19 protein-coding genes and 3 pseudogenes are annotated in these 19,083 nt (G+C 68.8%); 12 read left to right on the forward strand and 10 right to left on the reverse strand.

Annotation, left to right across the window (positions count from 1 at the left end):
- Positions 1 to 31 precede the first annotated feature (31 nt).
- Entirely contained in the window at positions 32 to 274 is a 243-nt protein-coding gene (locus AB0B41_RS38140; protein ID WP_358211902.1) for a hypothetical protein, read from the reverse strand.
- 94 nt (positions 275 to 368) lie between these two features.
- Here AB0B41_RS38140 and AB0B41_RS38145 point away from each other — a divergent pair, with 94 nt between their 5' ends.
- A complete protein-coding gene (locus AB0B41_RS38145; protein WP_358211903.1) occupies positions 369 to 890 on the forward strand; it encodes a hypothetical protein in 522 nt (173 codons plus the stop codon).
- Positions 891 to 1,125: 235 nt separating this feature from the next.
- Complete coding sequence (locus AB0B41_RS38150; protein WP_358211904.1) at positions 1,126 to 1,806, forward strand: trimeric intracellular cation channel family protein; 681 nt, start codon at positions 1,126 to 1,128, stop codon at positions 1,804 to 1,806.
- A 1-nt stretch (position 1,807) separates the two neighbouring features.
- Here the strand turns inward: AB0B41_RS38150 and AB0B41_RS38155 are convergent, their stop codons facing one another.
- Together AB0B41_RS38155 and AB0B41_RS38160 are read right to left on the reverse strand one after the other, a co-directional pair.
- Positions 1,808 to 3,058, reverse strand: a complete 1,251-nt coding sequence (locus AB0B41_RS38155) for an amidohydrolase (RefSeq protein WP_358211905.1) — start codon at positions 3,056 to 3,058, stop codon at positions 1,808 to 1,810.
- Between the two features lie 277 nt (positions 3,059 to 3,335).
- Complete coding sequence (locus AB0B41_RS38160) at positions 3,336 to 3,851, reverse strand: MarR family transcriptional regulator (RefSeq protein WP_358211906.1); 516 nt, start codon at positions 3,849 to 3,851, stop codon at positions 3,336 to 3,338.
- Positions 3,852 to 3,945: 94 nt separating this feature from the next.
- On the opposite strand from AB0B41_RS38160, the gene AB0B41_RS38165 reads away from it, so the two are divergent.
- From AB0B41_RS38165 to AB0B41_RS38180, 4 genes are all read left to right on the forward strand, one after another.
- The gene (locus tag AB0B41_RS38165; protein ID WP_358211907.1) at positions 3,946 to 4,425 is read left to right on the forward strand and encodes a general stress protein; all 480 of its coding nucleotides are present in this window, start codon (positions 3,946 to 3,948) and stop codon (positions 4,423 to 4,425) included.
- A 158-nt stretch (positions 4,426 to 4,583) separates the two neighbouring features.
- Complete coding sequence (locus AB0B41_RS38170) at positions 4,584 to 5,210, forward strand: hypothetical protein (protein WP_358211908.1); 627 nt, start codon at positions 4,584 to 4,586, stop codon at positions 5,208 to 5,210.
- A complete protein-coding gene (locus tag AB0B41_RS38175) occupies positions 5,207 to 5,818 on the forward strand; it encodes a hypothetical protein (RefSeq protein WP_358211909.1) in 612 nt (203 codons plus the stop codon). The genes AB0B41_RS38170 and AB0B41_RS38175 overlap by 4 nt, the downstream gene beginning before the upstream one ends.
- Positions 5,819 to 5,927: 109 nt before the next feature.
- The gene (locus AB0B41_RS38180) at positions 5,928 to 6,437 is read left to right on the forward strand and encodes a hypothetical protein (RefSeq protein ID WP_358211910.1); all 510 of its coding nucleotides are present in this window, start codon (positions 5,928 to 5,930) and stop codon (positions 6,435 to 6,437) included.
- Between the two features lie 70 nt (positions 6,438 to 6,507).
- Here the strand turns inward: AB0B41_RS38180 and AB0B41_RS38185 are convergent, their stop codons facing one another.
- Positions 6,508 to 7,176, reverse strand: a complete 669-nt coding sequence (locus AB0B41_RS38185) for a TetR/AcrR family transcriptional regulator (RefSeq protein ID WP_358211911.1) — start codon at positions 7,174 to 7,176, stop codon at positions 6,508 to 6,510.
- A 133-nt stretch (positions 7,177 to 7,309) separates the two neighbouring features.
- On the opposite strand from AB0B41_RS38185, the gene ctaD reads away from it, so the two are divergent.
- Together ctaD and AB0B41_RS38195 are read left to right on the forward strand one after the other, a co-directional pair.
- Complete coding sequence (gene ctaD, locus AB0B41_RS38190) at positions 7,310 to 9,064, forward strand: cytochrome c oxidase subunit I (RefSeq protein WP_358211912.1); 1,755 nt, start codon at positions 7,310 to 7,312, stop codon at positions 9,062 to 9,064.
- Entirely contained in the window at positions 9,061 to 9,438 is a 378-nt protein-coding gene (locus tag AB0B41_RS38195; protein ID WP_358211913.1) for a hypothetical protein, read from the forward strand. The genes ctaD and AB0B41_RS38195 overlap by 4 nt, the downstream gene beginning before the upstream one ends.
- 258 nt (positions 9,439 to 9,696) lie before the next feature.
- Here the strand turns inward: AB0B41_RS38195 and AB0B41_RS38200 are convergent.
- Positions 9,697 to 10,177: pseudogene (locus AB0B41_RS38200) on the reverse strand (transposase); the annotation flags it as partial.
- 1,412 nt (positions 10,178 to 11,589) lie between these two features.
- Here AB0B41_RS38200 and AB0B41_RS38205 point away from each other — a divergent pair.
- From AB0B41_RS38205 to AB0B41_RS38220, 4 genes and pseudogenes are all read left to right on the forward strand, one after another.
- Positions 11,590 to 13,446: an FAD-dependent oxidoreductase gene (locus AB0B41_RS38205; RefSeq protein ID WP_358211914.1), complete on the forward strand. Its 1,857-nt coding sequence runs from the start codon at positions 11,590 to 11,592 to the stop codon at positions 13,444 to 13,446.
- A gap of 569 nt (positions 13,447 to 14,015) precedes the next feature.
- Positions 14,016 to 14,756, forward strand: a pseudogene (locus AB0B41_RS38210) (IS110 family transposase); the annotation flags it as partial.
- A gap of 16 nt (positions 14,757 to 14,772) precedes the next feature.
- A pseudogene (locus AB0B41_RS38215) lies at positions 14,773 to 14,973 on the forward strand (IS110 family transposase); the annotation flags it as partial.
- Between the two features lie 96 nt (positions 14,974 to 15,069).
- Positions 15,070 to 15,261, forward strand: coding sequence for a hypothetical protein (locus AB0B41_RS38220; protein ID WP_358211920.1), 192 nt, complete (start codon positions 15,070 to 15,072; stop codon positions 15,259 to 15,261).
- 481 nt (positions 15,262 to 15,742) lie between these two features.
- Here the strand turns inward: AB0B41_RS38220 and AB0B41_RS38225 are convergent, their stop codons facing one another.
- The 5 genes from AB0B41_RS38225 to AB0B41_RS38245 all read right to left on the reverse strand — a co-directional run bounded on the left by AB0B41_RS38225 (position 15,743) and on the right by AB0B41_RS38245 (position 18,720).
- Positions 15,743 to 16,120: a transposase gene (locus AB0B41_RS38225; RefSeq protein ID WP_358211919.1), complete on the reverse strand. Its 378-nt coding sequence runs from the start codon at positions 16,118 to 16,120 to the stop codon at positions 15,743 to 15,745.
- A 3-nt stretch (positions 16,121 to 16,123) separates the two neighbouring features.
- Complete coding sequence (locus AB0B41_RS38230; RefSeq protein ID WP_358211915.1) at positions 16,124 to 16,777, reverse strand: transposase; 654 nt, start codon at positions 16,775 to 16,777, stop codon at positions 16,124 to 16,126.
- An 86-nt stretch (positions 16,778 to 16,863) separates the two neighbouring features.
- On the reverse strand, positions 16,864 to 17,625 hold the full coding sequence (locus AB0B41_RS38235) for a site-specific integrase (RefSeq protein WP_358211916.1): 762 nt from the start codon (positions 17,623 to 17,625) through the stop codon (positions 16,864 to 16,866).
- A 211-nt stretch (positions 17,626 to 17,836) separates the two neighbouring features.
- The gene (locus AB0B41_RS38240; protein ID WP_358211917.1) at positions 17,837 to 18,190 is read right to left on the reverse strand and encodes an MGMT family protein; all 354 of its coding nucleotides are present in this window, start codon (positions 18,188 to 18,190) and stop codon (positions 17,837 to 17,839) included.
- Positions 18,187 to 18,720: a DUF488 domain-containing protein gene (locus tag AB0B41_RS38245; protein WP_358211918.1), complete on the reverse strand. Its 534-nt coding sequence runs from the start codon at positions 18,718 to 18,720 to the stop codon at positions 18,187 to 18,189. Before AB0B41_RS38245 ends, AB0B41_RS38240 begins: the two co-directional genes overlap by 4 nt.
- Between the last annotated feature and the right edge of the window lie 363 nt (positions 18,721 to 19,083).

The following is a 19,083-nucleotide window of genomic DNA, read 5'->3' on the forward strand; positions in this document are numbered from 1 at the left end:
CGTCGCAACGCCCTCGGGTTCCGCAACCTGATCAACTACCGCATCCGGTCGCTACTGCACTGCGGAGCCCTCGCACTCTAAATCCGGAAGAGCCCCTATCAGCGATCATGATGCCCGTGTCGCGAACGCCGATGAGGAACATTGAGTAGCGCTCGAAGAGCCACTTCAGCAGTTGTTGTCCGACGCCGACGACGTCGAGCGACCGGTAGCGGGCGCCGTGGTCGATGATGCAGACGATCGTCCTGACGTGGCACTCGGCTGCCAGCGACAGCATGTCGCGACGGAACTTCCAGACGACGTCGCCGCTGGCGTCCTTCAGGAACGTGTTCCTGGATTAGATGCAGGGTTCCACGGCGCGAGGTGGCTGAGTGGACGCTGTGCCGGGGTTCGTGCCGCGGGTGCTGCGCGACAGCAGCGTCGGGCTCTTCCGCGCCGAGGATCGGGTCTTCGAGGCCGTGGTGGACGGCTGGCGGGCACAGATGCTGGCCCGCGGGCTGGTCACGGCGACCATCGAGACACGGACGCGGCTTGTCATAAGGATCCAGCAGTACGCGGGCGACTATCCGTGGACCTGGCGGCCGGCTGATCTCGAGGACTTCCTGGCCGAGCGCCGCTCCGGTGAGCGTCCGATCGCGCTGACCACGCAGCGGGCCGAGGCCAACGCGATCGGCATGTTCTGCGCCTATGCCGCCAGCCCGGTCTACGGCTGGCCCGAGCCGGGTCTGGGTTGCCAGATGGGCGGTTTGGGCTCTGACGAGGACGTCATCCTGCGCGAGCCGGGCGAGCCGCGCCTCGCTCGTCCACGAGCCCGAGGACGAGGACCGCAGCGGTGCCACTCCCGCTTGCCCATCGGACCTGCCACCGCGCCTTTCCACATCGACATGCAGTAGGTCTCATGCGGTGGGTGTTGGGTGGCGGCCTTTGGGCTGATTCGGCGCCGAGCTCAGATTCTGATGGAACTCTTGGGCGGGTAGAGGTTGCTGGTCAAGCCAGGCGTCCAGCTACGATCGCATGATCGTGCAGTGGTGGCCTCGGACGTTCTGGTAGTCGTCCAACTGGGCAGCTCGGCGCAGCACCCTATGGATCGGAACGGCGTAGACGACGAGGCGCTGTGAAGATGGCGACGTGACGTCCGAGCCACCGTTGCTGCTCGCGCTGGATCTGGCCGGCACGTTCGTGTTCGGCCTCAACGGCGCGTTGACCGCGGTCCGCACGGCGCGGCTCGACATCGTCGGTGTCCTCGCCCTCGCGATGATCACCGCACTCGGCGGCGGGATCACGCGTGACGTGCTGATCGGTGCGATACCTCCGGCCGCGTTCGGCGACTGGCGCTACCTTGCTCTCGCCCTGGGCGGTGGCGTGGTCGCGTTCGTGCTGAGCCGGTGGCTGGACCGGCTGGAGATGTCGATCGTCGTGCTCGACGCCGTCGGGTTGAGCGTGTTCGCGGTGATCGGGACGGTCAAGGCGCTGGAGTTCGGTCTCGGCGTCGGCCCGGCGATCCTGCTCGGCGCGATCACCGCCGTGGGCGGCGGCACGATCCGCGACGTGCTGATCCGGCGGATCCCGTCGGTGCTGCACTCCGACCTGTACGCGATCCCGGCGCTGATCGCCGCCGCCCTCACGGCCGCCGCCGTCCGCACCGGGACCTATGGGCTACCGGCGGCCCTCGGCGCCGCGGCGGTCTGCTTCGCGGTCAGGATGGTCGGAGTCCGGTTCCAGCTGAACGCGCCCGGCCCGCCCGGCAGCGGCCGTCCCCACCGTGATCGCGGCCACCACCAGGACGAGGGCCGCGACGACCACCGGTGAGCTACGGAGCCAGCCACGCGAGTGCGGCGACGACGAGGGTCTGGGTACCGGTGTCGAGGGTGGGCTGGAGGACCGGGGCAAAGCCCGGGGAGTGGTTGACCGGGATGTCCTGTGCGACCCGGCCCGCCTCGTGCGCCTGCTGGTAGGTCTGCGGGTCGATGCCGCCGATACCCCAGTAGGTGTAGGGGACGCCGAGCGCCGTGGGGATGTCGCTGAAGTCCTCGCTCGCGGTCTGCTGCTCCAGTTGGCCGGCTCGCTCGCCGAAGGCCTCGCCAAACGCGCGGGCCACGCGGTCGGTCACCGCGGCGTCGTTGGTGGTGAGCGGGAACCGGTCGAACAGCGCGAACTCCGGCTCCCGCGGGCATCCCGACGCCTGGCATTCCGCGGTCACGATCCGGCGTATCGCATCCAGGATCGTGGTCCGCGTGCTCTCGCTGTAGGTGCGGACGTTCAGCTCGAGCACGGCGCGGTCCGGGATGACGTTGCTCTTGCTGCCGGCCCGCAGCGAGCCCACGGTCAACACCGCGGTCTCCCCGGGCGGGGTCTCCCGCGAGACGATCGTCTGCAACCGAATCACGATCATTGCTGCGAGCACGACGGGATCGACTGCGGCATGCGGCATCGACCCGTGCGCCCCGCGTCCGTGCACGGTGATCCGCATACTGTCCGCGGCGGAGAGCACCGGCCCGGCGAGCGTGCCCACCTGCCCGGCCGGCGCCGGCAGCACGTGCTGAGCCAAGGCCACATCCGGAGCCGGAATCAGGTCGGTCAGCCCCTCGTCGACCATGCCGCGGGCGCCGTCGCCGGTCTCCTCGGCCGGCTGGAACAACGCCACCAGAGTGCCCTGCCACGTGTCCCGGCCGGCGCCGAGCACCTGGGCGGCGCCGAGCAGGCAACTCACGTGCACGTCGTGCCCGCACGCGTGGGCCACCGGCACCTCGTCGCCCGCGGGGTCGGTCGCGGTGACAGTGCTGGCGTACGGCAGGCCGGTGTCCTCCCGCACCGGGAGCGCGTCCATGTCGGCGCGCAACAGCACCGTCGGGCCCGTGCCGTTGCCCAGCACACCCACCACGCCGGTGCCACCAATGCCCTCGTGCACCTCGTAACCGGCGTGGCGCAGCCGCTCGCTCACCCGCTCCGCCGTGCGCCGTTCCTGGTGCGACAGCTCGGGATGGGCGTGCAGGTCCCGGTAGAACTCCTCCTGCCACGCCCGCGCGGCCTCGATCGCGCTCAACACCTGCGATGTGTTCACAGCGCCTCCGAACGCATGGCAGTGGTCGGCAAGTCGTGGGCCTCGTCAGAGGGTCTTGCCCGACGTTGTCGAAGCAAACCACCTCGGCCCGGGTGTCCTCCAGCGTCGACCAATCAAGTGAGGTCGCCGGGACGACGACTCGTTCCATTCGTAGCCCAGGTCGCCGGTGGTAGGCATAGGCGATGCACCGGGGCCCCGACCAGCCTCCGCAGTCCCGACAGACCCCTGAGCCTCGGCTGAGCCTCGGCTGAGCCGATGCAGCCCGTGCACGGCGTGCTCAGACGACCTCCGATGGCGAGGTGGCGCTGCGCCCGGTCGGTTGTTCGGCCAGGTCGCGGGTCAGGCGGTCGAGGAGCTCGGCCAGGGCCCGGCGGTCGGCGGCCGGCCAACTGTGAAGGATCTCGTCGAACACCGCAGCGCCCGCGGTGTCCATGTCCCGCCGTACGCGGCGTCCACGGGCGGTGGCGACCAGCAGGACACCGCGTCGGTCGCGAGGATCGGGGCTGCGCTCGAGCAGGCCACGCTCCTCCAGCCGTTTGACGGGCGGGACGACGGTTGACTTGTCCACGCCCTTCGCCTCGGCGAGCTCCGAGACACGCATCGGCCCGTGCGCCACAACCGTGCGCAGCAGATCCACCTCCACCACCGACAGCTCGCGACCGGCCGCGCCGAGTAGCCGACGACGTACGTCGCCGCGCGTGGCCCATCGCACGATCTGGGTCACCCCGGTGAGCACTCGCCTCCCGACCTTGTCTGACTCGTCCGGCCTTGCCCGCTGCGTCTCCTCGATCATACGGCGATGCTACTCACACGGTTCGATGGAACCATCCAACTAAGTGGTGCGTTGCAACTGGTGTACGCACGACCGACGAGACGAGAGGACGGCAATGAGCGCTAGCTACACCGACGACGAGCACGCTGCCCGCACCGGTTCGCAAGTGCTGCGGGAGTTCGATAGCTACGGGCCGGCTCAGGAACTGGTCGACCGGCTTTCGGATCGGGGCTTCCCGGTCGGGATGGTCAGGATCGTCGGTACCGGGATCAGAACCGTCGAGCAGGTCACCGGGCGACTGACCAAGGCACGCGCCGCGGCCGCCGGCGCCGCGGGCGGCGCCTGGTTCGGTCTGCTGGTGGGCCTTCTGTTCGGTCTGCTCGCGGCGGGCTCGGAGACCTGGGTGGTGGCGGCACTCTTCGGTGGCCTCGTGCTCGGGGGAGTGTGGGGCGCGGCATTCGGGCTCGTCGCGCACTGGGCCACCCACGGGCAACGCGATTTCGCCAGTGTCGAGAACCTCCAGGCCGCCCACTACGCCGTGGAGGTCGAGGCCGGCTGCCTCGACGAGGCCGCCCGCGTCGCCGGCATCGCCTGACAGGAGCGGTCGTACCGACCGCGTGTGGCCGCTGACCGCCGCAGTCCGATGACCACAACGGTCGCGTAGCCCGTCGGTCGGTTCGGCGCGCTGCGGATGCCGGCAACAGACCGGGCGGGCGTCTTTTCAATTCTTGATCCATCGGTGCCGCGGCCGGCGTGCGCGGTTCCGCCCCGGCCCACGCCGGCCGGGCCGACGCCGTTCAGGAGTGCCCAATGGCGGTGCCAGGGGTCGTCTGGGGGGCGACGATCATCGGGATCGTCGCCCTGCTTGCCTTCGACTACATCTTCCATGTGCGCAAAGCGCACATTCCCAGCCTGCGCGAGGCCGCAGTCTGGTCGACCCTCTACGTGAGCATCGCGATCCTGTTCGGTGTCGCTGTCACGGCCTTCGGCGGTACGGCGATGGGGGCGGAGTACTTCGCCGGCTACGTCACCGAGAAGGCGTTGTCGGTCGACAACCTGTTCGTGTTCCTGATCATCATGGCGACCTTCAGAGTGCCGCGCGCCGATCAGCAGAAGGTCCTGCTGTTCGGCATCGTGTTCTCCCTGATCGCCCGGACCGGGTTCATCTTCCTCGGCGCCGCGCTGATCAACTCGTTCGCCTGGGCGTTCTACCTGTTCGGCCTGGTCCTGCTGATCACAGCGATCAACCTGCTCCGGCCCGCCTCGCGCGACGACGACAGGGAGAACGTCATGATCCGGTTCGTCCGGCGGATCTTCCATACCTCCGAGCACTACGACCGGGACAAGCTGTTCACCGTGAGAACGGCAAGCGGGTCATGACCCCCATGCTGCTGGTGATGGTCGCCATCGGCGGGACCGACATCCTGTTCGCCCTTGACTCCATTCCAGCGATCTTCGGGCTGACCCAGAACGTGTACCTGGTCTTCACCGCCACTGCGTTCTCCTTGCTGGGGCTGCGCCAGCTCTACTTCCTCATCGACGGACTCCTCGACCGGCTGATCTACCTCAGCTACGGTCTCGCGGCGATCCTCGGGTTCATCGGCGTCAAGCTGGTCCTGCATGCCCTGCACGAGAACAACGTTCCGTTCATCAACAACGGGCAGCCGGTCGACGTCGTCGAGATCGGCACCGGGGTGTCCCTCGCCGTGATCATCGGCGTCCTCGCCGTCACCGTGCTCGCCTCGTTGACCAGCGCCAGGGGCAAGGCGCAGAACGCAGTGGCCGCCGCCCGCCGGCACGCGGCCGAGTACCTCGACATGGCGAAGGACCCGATCCGCCGGGCGGACATCTTCGGCAAGCTCCTCGCCGAGCAGGCGAAGATTCGTGCGCTGCCGGAGAAGTATCGCGCGCAGATCCGCGAAGAGCAGGAGCTGATGGCCCTGCTCCACCGCGCTCATGCCGAACACGGCTCCACCTCTGCCCGCTGAGACGTGCAACCCAATGGCGGAGAGGCCGCCGTCCGCGACGCCGTGCACCGGCGATGATCGCGGCCCGGAGAACGACCAGCAGGCTCGGCCAGTCGGAAGGAGTAGATGGGTGCAGCCGCCCCCAGTAGAGTTCGAGCTCCGAGCACTACGTGGCGCCGCCCGTGCGAGCGACGTCCTTGAGCTGGCCGATCAGCTCGATCGACTCACCAGGCCAACGAGCCTGCTGTCCCGGATCGAGGCGATGACGGGACTGCGGCTCGGTGAGCTGGAGGCTCTGCTCGCGGTTTCCGAAGGTGCTGATCATGCGCGCGCCGTCGCTCGCGCAACCCGCCAGGCCGACACTGCCGCGGCCGCCACCGTGCAGGCGCTGCAGGAGCGCGCGCTAGTAGGCCGCCATCACCACCCAGCTGCGGCCGCTTGTCTGTCCGAAGCGAGGATGCTGCACGTCACCGAACGTGGGCGGATCGTGGTAGCGCAGGTCGAGGCCATTCGCATCCGCATGGCCGAGGCCCTGGTCCTGGCGTTGGGCGAGCACCGCACACGAGCCATCCGGGCGAGCATCGAGCAACTCGCGGGCGTCTTGGAGGAACCGGGCGCGATCCGGGCTGCCCCGCCCTGAGCACGTGCAAACGGACGGGGCGGGGAGATCGATGACGACACCTCGAGGACGCACCGGACCCGCTGCGGCGCTACCACGCGAGTGCCTCAACGGCCCCCGGTTCAGCGAGCCCCGCCCGCCGGCCGGTCCCTGTCGAGATGAGCAGCTGCTGGGTGAGGGTGTGCAGTAGCTGGTCGCGGAAGGCGGCTGCCGGCCATCCGCGTTCCTCGACGAGGTGCTGCCAGGACGTGACGTGGCTGAGGGCCCAGGCCCAGTCCGCTGCGGCCTCGACGGTCCAGGCCGGGGCGAGGGCGCCGTTGTCCTGGACACGGGAAAGGGCGGCGTGCAGGGCGCCATGGAGCCCGCTGAGCCGCTCGGCGACAGCGACATTTTCGTCTTGTCCGGCACTGAGTAGCTCGGCCGCGACGGGGTAGATGCGCGGCAAGTGGTCGCACCAGGCGTGCACGAGCGCGGTGAACGCCTCCACCGGGGGCAGCCGGCGGGCCTGGTCGACCGCAGCGGTGAATCCGAGGGAGTCGTCGAGATGTCGCACGAGGGCCGACAGCAGGCTGGCACGAGACTCGAAGTTGAGGTAGACGCCCTGACGGGACACGCCGCTGGCTCGCGCGACGCCGGCCATGGTGACCCGGCCAGCCCCGCTGGTGGTGAGCAGTTCCACCGCGGCACGAAGGATCCGCTCACGGGTGGACGAGGGCGCCCCGAGAGTGGTCTCGGCGCTTCGCTCGTATGCATCGCCCATGTCGACAACCTGCCCCTCCGATTGACGACTGTCAAGTACTGAGTTGACATGTGTCTAGTTGCTGCTAGCGTTTAGTCCGCTCGCCTGAAGTTTCGCGAGCTCGCCCGCAACCCTCACACGACGGAGCGAAGGCATGACCGCTGTCGAGCCGAAACCGATCGCTACCCGCCCCTACCCGGCCCGCCGGACCGGAAAGGGCTCCACGCTCCTACGGATGATGCGCACGACGGACCCGAAGGACATAGCGATCCTGTACATGGTCACGTCGTTCGTCTTCTTCATGATCGGTGGGGCGATGGCGCTGCTGATCCGGGCAGAACTGGCGCGCCCGGAGCAGCAGTTCCTCTCGAGCGAGCAGTACAACCAACTGTTCACCATGCACGGCACGATCATGCTGCTGCTCTACGCCACGCCCATCATCTTCGCCTTCGCGAACTACATCGTGCCGCTACAGATCGGCGCCCCGGACGTCGCATTCCCGCGGCTCAACGCCTTCTCCTACTGGCTGTTCCTCTTCGGCGCCCTGATCGTCATGTCGTCGTTCCTCACGCCCGGCGGCGCGGCGGACTTCGGCTGGTTCGCCTACACCCCGCTGTCCGACGCGATCCGCTCGCCGGGCGCCGGCGCCGACCTCTGGATCATGGGGCTGGCGGTGGCGGGCCTGGGCACGATCCTGGGCGGGGTCAACTTCATCACCACGATCATCTGCATGCGCGCCCCCGGCATGACGATGTTCCGGATGCCGATCTTCACCTGGAACATCTTCGTCACGTCGCTGCTGATCCTGATCGCGTTCCCCGTGCTCACCGCAGCGCTGCTCGGCCTGGCCGCGGACCGGCACCTGGGCGCTCACGTGTTCGACCCGGCCAACGGCGGCGTGATTCTCTGGCAGCACATGTTCTGGTTCTTCGGCCACCCCGAGGTCTACATCGTGCTGCTGCCCTTCTTCGGGATCATGACCGAGATCATTCCGGTGTTCGCCCGCAAGCCGATCTTCGGCTACAAGACCCTGGTCTTCGCCACCATCGCCATCGCCATGCTCTCCTCGGCGGTGTGGGCGCACCACATGTACGCGACCGGAGCGGTGCTGCTGGCGTTCTTCTCGTTCACCACGTTCCTTATCGCGATCCCGACGGGCATCAAGTTCGTCAACTGGATCGGCACGATGTGGAAGGGCAAGCTCACCTTCGAGACACCGATGCTGTTCTCGGTCGGCTTCCTCGCCACGTTCCTCTTCGGTGGCCTTACCGGCGTGCTGCTGGCCTCCCCGCCGATCGACTTCCACGTCTCGGACACCTACTTCGTGGTGGCACATTTCCACTACGTGCTCTTCGGGTCGATCGTGTTCGGCGTCTACGGCGGCATCTACTTCTGGTTCCCGAAGATGACCGGCCGGATGCTCGACGAGTCCCTGGGTAAGCTGCACTTCTGGTTGACCTTCATCGGGTTCCACACCACGTTCCTGGTCCAGCACTGGCTGGGCAACGAGGGCATGCCGCGACGCTACGTCGACTACCTCAACACCGACGGCTTCACCACCCTGAACATGATCAGCTCGGTCGGGGCGTTCGTGCTGGGTGTGTCGATCCTGCCGTTCATCTGGAACGTGTTCCGCAGCTACCGCTACGGCCGGGTGGTCACCGTCGACGACCCGTGGGGCTTCGGGAACTCGCTGGAATGGGCCACCAGCTGCCCGCCGCCGCGGCACAACTTCACCGAACTGCCCCGGATCCGCTCCGAGCGCCCGGCCTTCGAGCTGCACTACCCGCACCTGGTGAAGCGTGCTCGCGCCGAGGCCCACGTCGGGGGCCACGCCGCGCCATCGGAGCGTGCCGCCCAAGCCGTCGGCCGTGAACAGGAGCCCGACGACGACCCGCGGTCCCGATGAGCCGGCGCACCGGGCGGTGGCAGCCAGGGCGCGACACCGCCCTCGACGCGCACGGGGCGCGTCCGCTGACCCGACACGAGCGATCCGCACTCGCCCACCTCGAGCACGAACTGCGCAGCCCGGACCGGTGCGTGCCCGCGGACCGGACCGCCCACGCAGGGGCCGATGAAGAGCACGCTTCCATCCCGGAGCCGGGCGAGCGTCGGCTGGCCTGCATCGCCGGGGTCATCGGGGTACTGCTGCACTGCGGCATGGTCGCCGAAGCCGCCCTGGTGGGCGGCACCGTCCTCGCCCTCGGGGTCGCCATCACCTACCTCGTCCTGCTGATCGCCTTCGTCGGCGTCGAGTGTCGGAGACGAAGGCACCGACGATGAACGTGATCATGGCAATTCCGAAGCCGTCGCCGCGGCCGAGGTGATCAGCCTTGCGGTGCCCTCCGATGCCGCACCCGACGTCGTTGAGGAACTCGGGCCAGCCTCGAATCGTCGTCGGCGTGACCAACCGGGTGAACCCCGACAACCCAGGCGATGTCCTGGACGGCACCTCGACCGCTGAATTGCTGCAGGCGCAGTGCCCGGTGGCCCGCTTGGTCAAGCCTTCAGCACCGTGATCGCGGTCCAGAACGCGCCGTCCTCGCTGTCGCCCACGGCGAACCCGAGGACCTCGCGGCGCCCGGCCGCGGCCACCCCGGTGCCGACCACCACCGCCTGGGAGACCACGCGGCGGTTCACCCGGGCTTTGCAGTAGGTGGCATTCAGGAACACGTACGGGAACTGCCGATCGCCAGGAGCGGTCGCGCAACGCGCCGACTTCCTCGTCGAGGTCGGCGCAGATCCGCGAGCGACACCTCTGACTTGGAGATCCCGGTGTCCGTGCCCAGGGCGCGGACCAGGTCGTCGACCTTGCGGGTGGACACCCCGTGCGGGTAGGCCTCCATCACCACCGCGGACAGGGCCTGGTCGATGCGGCGGCGCCGCTCCAACAGCGACTGGAAGAACGAACCTGTGCGCAGCTTCGGGATGCGCAGCCCCAGATTGCTATGGTGCTGGTGAGGGTGCGCGGGCGGTGGCTGTTGCGCTGCGCGGAGCTGCGTTCATGCTGGCCGGCGCCGATCACCGAGGTCAGCTCGGCCTCGATCAACGCGTGAACACACCGCCACGCCGAGCACCGTCAGCTCGGACAGGTCGACGACCACCGGGCCGCCGGCGTGAGCGCCGGACTGTGCGGCCCACAACTCGAGTTGGCGGCGCACCCGTCGGACCAGCGCCGGAACACTATGCGGCATCGCCTGCGAGCCAGCGGCGGTAAGTGTCACCCGGAGCGGTCGGGGTTGAGACCTCGAGCCGACGATCCGGTGCTGCGCCGGGGCATTCGCGGCCCAGCTGACCCCGGTCGTGGGACTGTCAACATTCCGGCTCTGGCGCAGAAGCGGTGGCACGGCGGGTCAGCTGAGCAGGATGCGTCGGCGGAGCACTGCGAAGCCGGCTCGTCCATACATCTGTCGCTTGAGCAGTTTGACCTTGGTGTCGCGCCTTCGATGGGGCCGTTGCTGTAGGGCAGGGTCAGCCCGGCCACGACGGCGGGCAAGTCCTTGCGCAGGCGGCGGACGAACCCGTGCAAGGCCGGTAGGCCGCTGCTGTCGACGGCGCTCGTCCAGCCGTGCAGGTCCTCGCCCCACCGCTCGGTCAGCAGTGCCGCGAAGTCGCGGACATGCCCGAGCAGGGCGGTGAGGTGCGGGCAGCAGTCTAGGCGTGCACGCGTTCCGATCGTGTCCCGCACGATGGGCACGTGGCGTCCACCCCGGAGCTGCGCGCCCTGCCCGCACCACGGCATCGACGACAAACGCGTCCTCGACCACCAGCGAGGACAGCCCGGGGAACAGGAACTCTTCAAGATCATGACCGCACAGGGAGCACGATCACAGACCACACTCGAGCACTCGTTCGTGAAACGCCGCGAGGCCGCACCACCGCATCTGCGCCAGAGCCAACTTTCCGGTGTAGCTGGGGTTGGTTGAGGGTTATCGGCGTCCGGCGGACAGGCGTCCGTCGAAGGAGAGGTTCCGTTCCGCGGCCGCAAGCATCGAGCGCTTGACGTCGCTGCCCGTGAACCACCGCACCAGCATCGGCACCGCTCGCTCAAGCGCGACCGCGGCGTCAGCGGCGGGCCCGGGCGCTCCTCGATCCATGCGGCGAGACTACTGCCACTCTTTTGATTGGAGTATTCCAACCATCTTGTTCGTTGCCCACAGGGAAGCCCGCCAATCGAAGGAGTGCGAGATGATCGCGACACTCATTGCCTCACGCACCGCCCCGCGCGTCATGCGAGAGCGACGCCCGCGTTCAGAGCTGCCCGCTTCCCCCGCGCACCCGAAGCGCCGCGTCGATGCCGAGACGACTGTGCCGGACCTTCTCGATATCTGGGGGCACGACTCCTTCCCGGCCAGCGACGCGCCTGCCAACTGGTAGCACCCGACGACCCAGCGCGGCGCCCGCCCTAACGCACCCATCTCAGAGGAAGAAGACATGACCAACAGTTCCAACCGGTTCCCCGGCTCCATCGGCAGGGTCCCCGAGGAGGGCATCCCGACCGAGGTGGACGTCGTCATCGTCGGATCCGGCGGCGCCGGCCTGACGGCGGCGCTCACCGCCGCCAAAGAGGGCGCTCGCGTCCTCGTCCTGGAGTCCCGCGAGCTCGTCGGCGGCGCCACCGGCATCTCCGCGGGTGCCGCATGGATTCCTAACCATGGCTTCTCGACCAAGGAGCTGAAGATCGAGGACGACCTGGAACAAGCTCGGCGCTACATCTACGGCCAGGGCCGCGACGAGGTCCTCGACCACGCCATGATCGAGAAGTTCCTAGAGACCGGCCCCCATGTCGCCCGCTACATCGAGGAGCACACCGCCTTCGGCTGGATCCCGACGATCTGGCCGGACTACCGCTCGGACATCGACGGCGCCGCCATCGGGAGGGCGCTGTTCCCCGGCCCGTACTCCCCGCGGGGACTGGGCGAGGCCGCGAAGTTCGTGCGGCCGGCCCTGACCACCGGCATGGCGAAGAACCCACTCCCGTTCTGGCTCCTCGGCGGCATGAGCATCGACGAGGCATGGCTGGCCGGCCCGGCGCTCGTGGGAGCGCTGCTCGAGGCCGGCCTGCGCAACGGTGTGGACGTCCGCGTCGAGGCACCCGCCGTCCGGCTCATCACCGACGAGTCGGGAGTACGCGGCGTCGCCGTACGCGCTGACGGCACCGAGCACTCGGTGCACGCCACCGGGGGCGTCCTGCTGGCCAGCGGTGGCTTCGAGAGCTCGACCGAGCTGACCATGGCCCACCTCGACGCACCCTTCGGCACCCAGGTCTCCCCCAAGGGTCACGACGGCATCGCCGTCCAGCTCGCCGAGGAAGTGGGTGCCGACCTGACCGGTATGCAGGACGCCTGGTGGATGCCCGGGGTGCAGCTGCCCGGCGAGGAGCTAGAGGGACGACCGCTCAGCCGGGTCTTCCTCGGCGAGCGCGCACTGCCCCACAGCATCATGGTCAACAGCAAGGGTGAGCGCTTCGCCAACGAGGCGCTGGCCTACGACCAGTTCGGCGCGATCATGCGCGAGGTCGACCCCAAAACCGGGGCCATGCCCAACGCGACCGCGTGGCTGATCTTCGACCAGAACTACTGGAACAGATTCGGCATCTTCGGCATCACGCCGGGCGGCGACGTGCCCGACTACCTCCACCGTGCCGACACTCTCGCCGAGCTGGCGGCGGACATCGGCATCAACGAGGTGGGACTGCTCCGCACCGTCGACCGGTTCAACCCCGAGGCCAGCCGGGCGCGCGACCCGCAGTTCCACCGCGGCGAGACCCTGTTCGACCGCTACTTCGGCGCGTTCTACCCGCGGCTGGGCAGATACTCTCCCGACGCGCGGTTCCCCGCCGCCACCGCGAAGGCCCGGCAACGGATCGCCGCGGCGATCGGGCCGGTCGTGAACAAGCTCGCCGGATGGGCAGCGAGGAAGAACGACCCCGAACAACTCCGTTCGGTCGTCGTCGGACCGTTGGCCAGGATCATCCGCCCGGTGCTCGAGAGTCCGATGTCCAGCGTCCTGGGCCCGGTCGACACCGCGCCCTACTACGCCCTGAAGGTCGAGGCCAGCGCCCTGGGCACCGTGGGCGGTCCCAGGACCGATGCGCACGGACGAGCACTGGACACCGACGGCAACGTCATCGCCGGCCTATACGCCGCGGGCAACGCCGGAGGCGCCCCCACCAAGGGCTTCTACGGTGGCGCCGGAGGAACGATCTCCCTCGGGCTGGTCTTCGGCCACCTCGCTGGGCTGGAGGCGGCACGTCACAAGAACAACGCGACCCAGCAGAAGGCAGCCTGATCATCGCTCCCCGACCTCGATCGCCACCTCCGCGGCCAAGGTCAGGGAGTCCCCACCTCCCAGTTAATGGAACGCCTCCTGCACCAGCCGGGCCCTGGTCGTCCTCCCCGGCGCGGCGGTGCGGGGGGGGTCTCTGACGAAGTCACATCCAACGGCCCGCTCGCCGCATGGATCCCCGCGGCTCGAGCGGAGGTGGGCGCGTTATGGGACGGTCTTGAGATCTCGTGAAGGGGGCGCGTGCTCTGGTAGAGCGAATGGCTAGATGGCAGCGACAGGACGGACTACCACCTCTAATAACGCCAGGTCCTCAGCTGCAGCCAGGCCATCAGTGTCATCCCTGAAGTCGCCATGGACCTCTCGGTCCACCCGTGGCCGGTGAAAAATCGTGGGGTGCACTCGCAACGACGCCGGCCGCCCCTTGGTGCCTGGTGAGCCCGCTCTGAAGTCTGGTCGCGGGGGCTGCGCGGCACCCTGGACTGTTGCCGTTGAGCACGTGGAGCAGATTCGTCTCACTCCTGGTAGCCCCCTTGCGAGCGCACGTCCTTACCGGGGACGGGAGGTGCGGAGCGATGCAGAGGTTGATCGATCGGTGCGCCGGCATCGACGTGGGGCAGGCGTTGCTGGTGGTGTGCCGGCGGGTGGTCGACGACACCGGCGGGCTGGACCAGCAGATCCGCAGTTTCGGGGCCACCATCCCGGACCTGCTCGAGCTGCGGGACTGGCTGGCCGCGGCCGCGGTGACGCATGTGGCGATGGAGTCCACGGGGGTGTATTGGAAGTCGCCGTACTACCTGTTGGAGGACGAGTTCGAGGTGCTGCTGGTCAACGCCTCGCATCTCAAGCACGTCCCGGGCCGCAAGACCGACGTGATCGACGCGCAGTGGATCGCCGAGGTGCTGTCGTACGGGCTGCTGCGGCCTAGCTTCGTGCCGCCGCGGCCGTTCCGCGAGCTGCGCGACCTGACCCGTTACCGCAAGGCGCTGATCCGGGCCCGTACCGCCGAGGTGAACCGGCTGCACAAGGTGCTCGAGGACGCCGGGGTGAGGCTGGCCACCGTGGCCACCGACGTGATGGGGGTGTCGGGGCGGGAGATGATGCGCGCCCTGATCGACGGCGTGGCTGACCCGCAGGAGCTGGCCGAGCTGGCGCGGGCTCGGCTGCGGGCGAAGCTGCCGCAGCTGCGCAAGGCGCTGACCGCGCGGTTCGGCCAGCACCACGCGTTCCTGCTGGGCCGGATGCTGGCCCATGTGGAGGCCTTGGCGGCCGACATCACGGTGCTCTCGGAGCGGATCGCCGAGCTGGTCGAGCCCTGGGGCCGGGCAGCTGATGATCCTCGACTCGATCACTGGGGTGGGTCCGCGGGCGGCCGAGGTGATCCTCGCCGAGATCGACCCGGACATGTCCCGGTTCCCCACCGCCGGGCATCTGGCCTCCTGGGCCGGGCGGTGTCCGGGGCAGCGGGAGTCGGCGGGCAAACGTGGCTCGGCCACGCCGCGCAAAGGCTCCCCCTGGTCAGCCGACGTCCTCACCGAGTGCGCCTGGGCGGCGGTCAAGAACAGGGACACCTACTTTTCGGCCTACTACCGGCAGCTGATGCGCCGGCATGGCAAACAGAAGGCCATCATGGCGGTCACCCACAAGATCCTGGTGATCGCGTGGAACCTGCTCTCCACCGGGGCGTTCTATGACGACCCCGGCGCGGCCGCAGCGATCAAGGTCAGCAAGGAGCAGCAACGTCGACGCGCGATACGTCAACTCGAAGCCCTCGGCCTCACCGTCACCGTCGAGCCCCGGACCGATCCCGGCGCGGCTTGAGTTGAGCGCTCGGCTGCGGGATTTTCGGAGCAGGGGTGGGGCCGGTCAACCCCATGTCTTGGTGTCGTTGATCTTCTTCCAGGGTTTCGCCGGGTGCTGTGGGCGCGACGATCTGGCGGCGGGTCAAGGAGCGCCCGTGAGGGCACCCGCGTAGCGGCCGGAGGTCCTTAAGGCCGTCGCCGGGAGCGGTGCATGCTGTTCAGCTGGCGAGATCGCGCAAAGGTGTCGGTGCTCCTGCTCGTCGGGGCGGCGGGGTTGTGTGTGCTGCGCCTGAAGCCGTGGTCCCCGGCTTGATGTGGACGAGCCCCGCGGGGGTCGTCGGTCATCCCTTCGCCGCGCCGACCGGTGAATGGCGGGCGGCATGGTGCGCTGCGACGAGAAGTGGTTGGTGGGCGGGATCAATCAGAGGGGACGATCACGCCGAGCCAGCTCGGGGATCATGACACACACGATCCGCGCCCACCACGTTTCTCGGGCCTGCTCACGCCGCACCGGCGGTGGGCGGCAGGCAGCGGATGTGATGGTCGCGTAGCCCGTAGAACACCAGCGTGACCAGGTCCCGGGCGGCAGCGACGACCCCGATGTTGCGGCCCCGCCGCTCGGCGATCCGGTCCCGGCGCTGCCCGAGGCGGGTGTGCGCGGGCACCCGTTGCACGGCCTCGACCGCGGCCCAGCGGACCAGTCGGGAGCCCTGCTTGGTGATCCGCCCCCGGCGGATGGTGGTGTCGGATTCCCGGTGGGTCGGGGTCAGCCCGGCCCACGAGGCCAGCCGCGCAGGGTGGGCGTAGCGGCTGATGTCGCCGATCTCGGCGACGAACACCGCGCCCAGCAGCGGCCCCACTCCGGGAATGGCCTGGATGGCCTAGTAGCCGGGGTCGGTGCGCAACCGCCCGGCGACGAGCTTGGCGTAGGTGTCGATCCCGAAGTCCAGAGCGGTGATCAACCTCAGCAGCGAGTCCACCCGCGCCCTGGACTCGACCGCCAGCGCGGTGGCGGTGAGCAGCTGGTGCCCGCCGGGGCTGAACAGATCACTCATCAACACCTGCACCCCGGCGCCGGCGAGCACCGCGTGGACCTGGCACTTCAGGTTGCTGCGCAGCCCGACCAGCTTCGCGCGATGCCGCACCCAGCCGCGCAACTCCCGGGTCGCGGGCGGGGCGATCCAGGCCTCCGGGAGCCGGCCCATCCGCAGCAGATCCGCCAGGTCCGCGGCGTCGCGCTGGTCGTTCTTGACCCGCCGCAGCGCGAACATCTTCACCCCCAGCGGATGCGCCAGGTGCACGTGCGCGCCCAGCTCGGCGAGCGCGTCCGCGGCCCAGTACCAGCCGTAGGTGGCCTCGAGCACCACCTCCGGGGCCTCCCCGGCCCGAGCCATCAGCTGGGCCAGGTACTCCGGGTCGTTGGAGATCCGCACCGTCTCCAACACCTCGCCGGACTCGCCCATCCGCACCAACACCGAGCGGCGCCGATGCAGATCCATCCCGACGATCTGCCGTCCCTCGTATGCTTCGCTCACCGGGGCCTCCCCACTTCGTTGGCGTGAAGCACCTCGAGCATGAGCCGAGGGTCACGAGGAGCGGGAGGCCCCGCCCCTTCATCGCATCAGAGGCCGAGCATGGTGGCGGCGTTGTCCTCCCAGGCCTGGTGGATCCGCACATACGTCCCCACCGAGGCCAGCGAGCGGTGCCGGGTCTGGTGCGCGATGGCCCGGTCCGAGGCCCCGCGCAGGTGCGCGCAGGTGACGAACCCGGCGCGCAGCGAGTGCGCCGACCACGGCCCTCCCCCGTGGCCGGCGCGGACGACGGCGTTCTGCACCAGCACGTTCACCGACTCCGGGTGCAGCCCACGGCCGGCGGGCCGATTGCCCTTGGTGACCTTGCGCAGCACCGGCCCTGCGGTGATGTCGGCGGCCTCGAGCCAGCTGCGCAGCGCGATGACCGGGCAGCGCTCCGGGCGGTGCGCGCGCGGGAGGACAACGAGCTCGGCCACGGTGCCGGTCTGGTTGGTCTTCGACCCGGGGAGCCCGAGGACGAGCCCGCGGGGGTGCTCGGTGAGGTGCTCGACATCTAGGGCGGCGAGCTCGCTGCGGCGCAGCGCAGCGAAGAACCCGACCAGCAACAGCGCCCGGTCGCGCAGCCCGGCCAGGTCCTGCTCCGGTGGCCGTGAACGGAAGATCCGCCGGCCGGGACAGGCGGCGACGACGTCGAACAGCTCCGGGGGCATGAGCTGGGCGGCCTGCTCGGGCGGAGCGCCGTGGGTGCGGCGGATCCCCTCCCACACCGCCAACACCCGCGCGCCCGCGGCTGGGTCGGGGTGATCGGCGAGCTGGTGGGCGAACCGGATCGCCGAGAGCCGCCGCGACAACGTGCCGACGGCGTGCCCGCGCCCGACCAGGTCGGTGAGATAGCCGGTGAGCGCGGCCGGCCCGGCCGGCAGCGGGGTCAGGCCGCAGCCTGCGCTCGTGTCGGTCGAAAGCCCGGGTCATGCGCAGATCCTGGGCGAGTACACGCGCGATCGCGCGGACGTCCTGCCACTCCTGGTCGCTGGCCATGACACACCTCCAGCCACCCGTATTCTATCGGACTACGACATAATTCTCTCCGGCACGTACAACATCCGGGGCGTCCCAGTGATGCCGCGCGCGGTGCATCTGGGCCCGTCCTGCGAGCATGGGTGTCCCCTCTTCGTCGAGGAGCTCGACTGCCCTCCCGCCGTGGCATGACGCGGGTGTTCCGTCGGCGTAGACCACGCGCCACCACGGGGCGTCGTCGAGTAGGCCCATGGCGCGTCCCACCTGTCGTGGGCCCGTACCGATCCGTCTGGAGACATCTCCGTAGGACGCCACGAAGCCGGCTGGGATCGAGGCGACCACCTCCCGCACAGCCGCGACGATGGTCCTCCCCGGTGTGCCCATCTCCGGTGTGCTCATCCGATGTCACGATCGGGCGGATACGTCAGGTGGCCGTCCTGGACCTGTGCGTGCTGGTGCAGGGTCGCACGCCTTGTCGAGGTGATCGACAGGATGTCCACGACGTCGACGTTCGCCACGATCAGAGCATCCGTGATCAAGCTGCGATGGCAACGCCATGGCATGGCCTCGCTGCACATGATCGCCGGCCGTTCCTGCTCCGCCAGCTGCAGCAACTCCTTCAGTCCTTCCTTGAAAGCCTCTGACGCCATGTAGTCGGCGTAATGGCGGAACGCCCGGACTCTCCATCCACCATTCATGCTGGGCTGTCCCTTGGGCGTGTGTCGGCGACCACCCAACTGCGGAATCCACTGATATCCGATATCGTCGGGCAGCGCCTCCACGATCGCCGACCGGTACCATTGCGGGAATTTTCTCGATGAAGGGAACCTACGTACATCGACCAGGCAGGTGACGTTATTGTTCCGCAACATCTCCACTACTTCGTCGAACTCGCGAGTCGAGTGCCCTATCGTGCAGACGCGGTGCATGACTACCTCGCCACCCTTACCTCACCTCGCCGGGCCTCCCTGAGCACCCCACCGTACCGAAATGCCCATGTCGGTACGGTCGGGTGCGCATCCCCAGGGGTCGCCCGAGCAGCCGAGGCACCCGCACGTCGGTCTGCTGCGCAACCTGCGAAAGAAGGCCGATGCGGACCGGTGCATACCAATGGGCGGCAAAGACGAACGTGGCGCGCGGGATGATGGTCTGTGTGTCGCCCGGGCCCGGATCCGCCGTGGGCGTCGATAGCGAAACGGGCTCTTCCGGATTTAGAGTGCGAGGGCTCCGCAGTGCAGTAGCGACCGGATGCGGTAGTTGATCAGGTTGCGGAACCCGAGGGCGTTGCGACG

The sequence above is a fragment of the Pseudonocardia sp. NPDC049154 genome (assembly GCF_040648315.1).
Taxonomy (GTDB): domain Bacteria; phylum Actinomycetota; class Actinomycetes; order Mycobacteriales; family Pseudonocardiaceae; genus Pseudonocardia.

Excerpts from the sequence above, each read along its gene's own strand:
- AB0B41_RS38160 (WP_358211906.1), bottom strand. The coding sequence starts at position 3,851 with ATGATCGAGGAGACGCAGCGGGCAAGGCCGGACGAGTCAGACAAGGTC.
- AB0B41_RS38240 (WP_358211917.1), bottom strand. The coding sequence starts at position 18,190 with ATGAGCACACCGGAGATGGGCACACCGGGGAGGACCATCGTCGCGGCT.
- AB0B41_RS38205 (WP_358211914.1), top strand. The coding sequence starts at position 11,590 with ATGACCAACAGTTCCAACCGGTTCCCCGGCTCCATCGGCAGGGTCCCC.
- AB0B41_RS38245 (WP_358211918.1), bottom strand. The coding sequence starts at position 18,720 with ATGCACCGCGTCTGCACGATAGGGCACTCGACTCGCGAGTTCGACGAA.
- AB0B41_RS38220 (WP_358211920.1), top strand. The coding sequence starts at position 15,070 with ATGGCGGTCACCCACAAGATCCTGGTGATCGCGTGGAACCTGCTCTCC.
- AB0B41_RS38185 (WP_358211911.1), bottom strand. The coding sequence starts at position 7,176 with ATGGGCGATGCATACGAGCGAAGCGCCGAGACCACTCTCGGGGCGCCC.
- AB0B41_RS38175 (WP_358211909.1), top strand. The coding sequence starts at position 5,207 with ATGACCCCCATGCTGCTGGTGATGGTCGCCATCGGCGGGACCGACATC.
- AB0B41_RS38195 (WP_358211913.1), top strand. The coding sequence starts at position 9,061 with ATGAGCCGGCGCACCGGGCGGTGGCAGCCAGGGCGCGACACCGCCCTC.
- AB0B41_RS38140 (WP_358211902.1), bottom strand. The coding sequence starts at position 274 with ATGCTGTCGCTGGCAGCCGAGTGCCACGTCAGGACGATCGTCTGCATC.
- AB0B41_RS38165 (WP_358211907.1), top strand. The coding sequence starts at position 3,946 with ATGAGCGCTAGCTACACCGACGACGAGCACGCTGCCCGCACCGGTTCG.
- ctaD (WP_358211912.1), top strand. The coding sequence starts at position 7,310 with ATGACCGCTGTCGAGCCGAAACCGATCGCTACCCGCCCCTACCCGGCC.